We start from the raw sequence: 4,566 nt of genomic DNA, 5'->3' as shown, positions 1-4,566 counted from the left end.
TTTACCCAGATCGATACCAATGAGCGCAATGTTTTCCATGATAGTTCTCCGAATGAAAGCCTGTCCTCAGCATAGTACCGGGAAGGAGGGAGTGACCATCTCATTAAATAAAGCACGCTAAGCCGGTGGCAGCGGTCGCAATGGCCTGAACTTCCCCGCACCGACCTTGGCACTGCTGCGCCATAGGTAATCGCCGGTCAGGTTGATATGCTCCCACCCCAGCGGGGACAGATAGGGCGAATGATTGGATCACCGCCTTGCCGTCGCTGCTCGCAGCAGCCAGCTTCATGGCCAGCGCCGCCTCGTGAGTCTGCGCGTCAAAGTTTCTGAACTTGGTCGCATCAGCGCCGAGGTAAGCAAGGATGCGCATTTTTTCAGTAAGCGGTGGCTCGGGGTGTGCAGCAACTTTTGGGGCGAGCTGAACGACCTGAACCCATTCCTCCTGCGAAATCGCACCGGTAATAGCCTGCATGTTGCGCCCGAGTTCCTGCATGATCTTGCGTAGCGCCAGTGGCTCAACCTGGGTAGCGTCACCAGCCCAAGCTGGCAACTGAAAACCCCATAAAAGCAGGCAGGCCGTAACGGTCAGGGTGATAGTTCCAAATGCGTGGCTGTGTTTGCGGTGGGTCATGAAATTCTCCTGTAATTCAATCGTTCTCTCATTCGAACTCCCGCCCTTCGCCAGCTTCCTCATGGGTCACGCCGTCGCGGATGTGGTAGATGCGCTTGAATGTGGGGATGATCTTTTCGTCATGGGTGACGACGATGATGGCGGTCTCGAACTTCCGGGCCATGTCGTTGAGGATGCGGATTACAGCCATGGCGCGCTCGGAATCCAGCGGCGCAGTGGGTTCATCAGCCAGGATCACCGGCGGACGATTGACCAGTCCGCGCGCGATGGCGACCCGTTGCTGCTCGCCACCGGAGAGTTGCGAGGGCATTGCGCGAGCTCGGTGTTGCACATCAAGCGCTGTGAGCAATTCCAGTGCCTTCGCGCGCGACTCTCCATTCGCGACGCCTGCAAGCATCGGCAGCAGCGCCACGTTGTCGGTGACATCGAGAAACGGAATCAGGTACGGCGCCTGGAAAACGAAACCGATCTTGTCACGCCGTAAGGCGCGCAGGTCGCGGACTTTCCAGCCATCGGCGTAGATCACTTCATCGCCCAGCGTCATGCGACCGGCGGTCGGTTCGATCACCGCACCCAGACACTTGAGCAGCGTGCTCTTGCCGGACCCGGAAGGGCCGATCAGTCCCACCACTTCACCAGGCGCAACATGCATATTCACGTCTCTCAAGGCAAAGACAGCGGTGTCACCATCGCCATACCGCTTGCTTAAACTTTCGATGTGTATCCCTTTGCCACTCATCTCAACCTCCAATGGCTTCGGCCGGATCGACCTTGAGTGCTATGCGAATGGCGACGAGGCTAGCTAGAACGCAGATCACGAGCACGGCAAAAAAACCGGCGACAGAATCCATTGGCGTGAGCAGGACATATTTTGGAAAAGCCGGTGCTGAAAAGGTGGCTGTGATCTTGCCGACCACGAAGCCAATCACGCCCAGGGCGAGCGCCTGCTGCATGATCATCGCGGCGATGGTTCGGTTGCGTGTGCCGATGAGCTTCAACACCGCGATCTCACGGATTTTGTCCATCGTCAGCGAATAGATGATGAAGGCAACGATGGCCGCGCTAACGATGGCCAGAATCACAAGGAACATGCCGATCTGCTTGGCCGAGGTGGCGATCAGCTTGCCGACGAGGATGTCTTCCATCTGTGCCCGGGTGTAGACCGTCAAACGCTTCCAGCGCTGGATGGATTCGGCAACCTCGTCCGGCGCATGACCAGGTTTCAGAGTGACCAGCACGGCATTGACGAACGCGTTGCTGCTCTGTGAAGCAATCACGGCATCCAGCAAACCTGGATCACCGGGTCGATTGAAGACCGGGTTGGCTTCGGTGCGACGCCGGCTTTGCCAGATGGCATCGTTGTCCTTGAGGAACTGGGCCTCCTGGGCATCTTTGAGCGGAATGAATACCATCGGGTCGCCGCTGGACGACACCATGCGCCGTGTCAGCCCCACGACGGTGTAATGATTGCGGCGAATGGCAAGACGATCTCCCAGTTTGAAGCCGGTGGCGATGTCGGCCACAGCCTCGTAGTGACCGCGCGTGATCTGGCGTCCAGCGACGAGATAAGGAGGCCATCCGGGTGTAGCCCCCAACGCACCGGGCGCGATGCCGACCACCATGGTGCGTACATCACTCTCGCCCTTGCGTACCTGCATGGTCAGGTAGGTCGCGTTCGCTGCCTGTGAGACTCCCGGCATGGCGAGAATGGCGCGATACACGTCATCGTTGAGGCTGGACGACTCCGCATAAGGACCCAGAGTATCCTTTTGCACCACCCAAAGGTCAGCGCCACTGTTGTCGAGCAACGCCTTGCCGTCGTCCACCATGCCTCGGTACACCCCAGCCATGACCAGGGTGACGCCGATCAGCAGACCCAGACCGATGCCGGTGAAGACGAATTTCCCCCAGGCATGGAGAATGTCGCGGCCGGCCAGGCTGATCATCGTGAAACTCCCGGGATATGCTCGACCACATGGATGCGGCTGCGCGCCGTCAGTGCCTTTTCGCTATAGGTCACAACCTGGTCCCCATTCTTGAGCCCTTCGCGCACCTGCACGTAACCATTGAGGTCGGAAGTGCCGAGCTTGACCGGGGAGAAATGCAGATCACCATCCACGATTTGCCAGACACCAACTTTATCGCCTTCACGCTGGACGGCAGCGTTGGGGATCAGTGGAGCGGCCGGGAGCGCCGGCAAGTCAACCGTGACTTCGGCCAGTTCACCCACTGGTGGCAAAGGTTCTGGTTTGTTATCGAATGTCACCTTGGCAAGCGTTTCCTCGGTTACCGCGTCGGCCTTGGGTTCCACCCGCAGCACGCGACCTTTCAAGGTCTGGCCACCACGCGAACGCAGGACGATATGAGCCGGCAGCCCCCCAGCCAGCCCCGATGCGCTGATCTGGTCGAAGCGCACATTGATCCACAAACTCTTGGGGTCGATCACTTCCACCACGGCCTGGCCCGCGACGATGGTCGTGCCGGGATCGGCATCGCGCACGGCGACTACACCGTCGACCGGCGCGATCAGGCGCAGATTGCTCCGCTGCGCGACGAGTGCTTCGCGGTCGGAGCGTGCCCGGGCAATATCTTCCCGAGCGGCGGATAGGGCGGCATCGGCGATCTGCAGTTCCTGCCGCTTGGTGGTGACGATTTCCTCGCTGGTCGAGCGCACCGCAAACAATTGCTCATAGCGGCGCGCCTGGGTTTGCGCGTAGGCTTGCCGGGCTTCTGCCTCGCGCAAAGCCGCTTCCGCCCGCTTGAATACAGACTCCTGTGAGCGCACCCGATCATCAAGGTCGACCGGCTCCATCTCGCCGAGCACCTGTCCGGCCTTGACCTGGCCGCCTACATGCACCTCCAGGCGTTTGACGCGCCCGGCAAACGTCGGCCCGATCTTGTAGGTGTAGCGCGCCTCCACCGTGCCGATGCCGAACAGCGCCGGTGTGATAGCCCGTGATTCCACGCTTGCCACCGTCACAGCGACCGGGGCGAGCGGCCCTGATCGCAGACCGACATAAATAAAAAGCACCAGCAAAGGAATGATGACGGCAAGCAGTGCCAGGGTGCGGCCTTGCAAGGGTAACTTTTTCATTGCGCACTCCTTATGCCACGCCGATAAATTGCAAAGACGCGCGGCGCATCGCGGTGCATACGTCCCACATCACCCGCTAACAGCGATTGCATGACCAAGCCCTGGATCGTGCCAATGAACAGCGTTGCCGCCGCCTCGTTGTCAAGCGAGGGAGACAACTCGCCGCTGGCCTTGCCTTTCTCGATGAGACGATGCAAACGTTCGCCGTAGCGCTGAATCAAGGTTTGCACCATGCGCTTGGCCGGTGTCGATTCGGCACGCTGAAGCTCACCAAACATCATTCTTGGCACGCCTGGGTGCTCAGCTACGAATTCGATATGACTCATGAACATCGCCTCCATGGCTGCCAAGGGCGACTCGATTCCTTGTGCGGATCGATCGATTCTGGCTAATAGGCGCTCTGCTACCCACTCCATGACCGCCTGCCAAATGGCTTCCTTGTTCGGGAAGTGCCGAAACAGCGCACCCTGGGTCAAGTTCATGTGTTTAGCGATAGCCGCAGTGGTTATCTCGCTTGGGTTTTGCGAACCGGCAAGCGCCACGACGGACTCGACAGTTACGGCACGACGTTCATCGGCCGGCAGATGCTTTGGATGGGTGTCCACGAGCACTCCTGGTAAGATAGTAATTGATTACTATCTTACCACAAGAGGCAACTCAAACAAGAGAAAACCCGACGTACTCGTCAATATCTAGAGTCTGCAATGGGCTTAACGTGCTTTATTTAATGAGATGGTCACTCCCTCCTTCCCGGTACTATGCTGAGGACAGGCTTTCATTCGGAGAACTATCATGGAAAACATTGCGCTCATTGGTATCGATCTGGGTAAAAACTCTTTCC

General features: G+C 58.6%; 5 protein-coding genes. All 5 read right to left on the bottom strand.

From position 1 onward, the window contains the following. Positions 1-103: 103 nt before the first annotated feature. From ACHHZ6_RS24515 to ACHHZ6_RS24495, 5 genes are read right to left on the bottom strand one after another with little or no spacing between them, the layout of a single operon-like run. A complete protein-coding gene (locus ACHHZ6_RS24515; protein WP_044258217.1) occupies positions 104-631 on the bottom strand; it encodes a hypothetical protein in 528 nt (175 codons plus the stop codon). A 28-nt stretch (positions 632-659) separates the two neighbouring features. Further along, a complete protein-coding gene (locus ACHHZ6_RS24510) occupies positions 660-1,370 on the bottom strand; it encodes an ABC transporter ATP-binding protein (protein WP_004393997.1) in 711 nt (236 codons plus the stop codon). A gap of 1 nt (position 1,371) precedes the next feature. Further along, entirely contained in the window at positions 1,372-2,577 is a 1,206-nt protein-coding gene (locus tag ACHHZ6_RS24505) for an ABC transporter permease (RefSeq protein WP_022652303.1), read from the bottom strand. Further along, a complete protein-coding gene (locus tag ACHHZ6_RS24500; protein ID WP_032430843.1) occupies positions 2,574-3,725 on the bottom strand; it encodes an efflux RND transporter periplasmic adaptor subunit in 1,152 nt (383 codons plus the stop codon). Before ACHHZ6_RS24500 ends, ACHHZ6_RS24505 begins: the two co-directional genes overlap by 4 nt. Beyond that, positions 3,722-4,330, bottom strand: a complete 609-nt coding sequence (locus ACHHZ6_RS24495) for a TetR/AcrR family transcriptional regulator (protein ID WP_004393990.1) — start codon at positions 4,328-4,330, stop codon at positions 3,722-3,724. Before ACHHZ6_RS24495 ends, ACHHZ6_RS24500 begins: the two co-directional genes overlap by 4 nt. Positions 4,331-4,566 lie beyond the last annotated feature (236 nt).

Source organism: Enterobacter cloacae complex sp. 2024EL-00214 (genome assembly GCF_043945575.1).
Taxonomy (GTDB): Bacteria; Pseudomonadota; Gammaproteobacteria; order Enterobacterales; family Enterobacteriaceae; genus Enterobacter; species Enterobacter cloacae_P.
The sequence above is the reverse complement of the archived record's forward strand: the minus strand, read 5'-3'. Positions and strand labels throughout refer to the sequence as shown.

Coding starts and splice junctions, on each gene's coding strand:
- ACHHZ6_RS24515 (WP_044258217.1), bottom strand. CDS start 631: ATGACCCACCGCAAACACAGCCACGCATTTGGAACTATCACCCTGACC.
- ACHHZ6_RS24510 (WP_004393997.1), bottom strand. CDS start 1,370: ATGAGTGGCAAAGGGATACACATCGAAAGTTTAAGCAAGCGGTATGGC.
- ACHHZ6_RS24505 (WP_022652303.1), bottom strand. CDS start 2,577: ATGATCAGCCTGGCCGGCCGCGACATTCTCCATGCCTGGGGGAAATTC.
- ACHHZ6_RS24500 (WP_032430843.1), bottom strand. CDS start 3,725: ATGAAAAAGTTACCCTTGCAAGGCCGCACCCTGGCACTGCTTGCCGTC.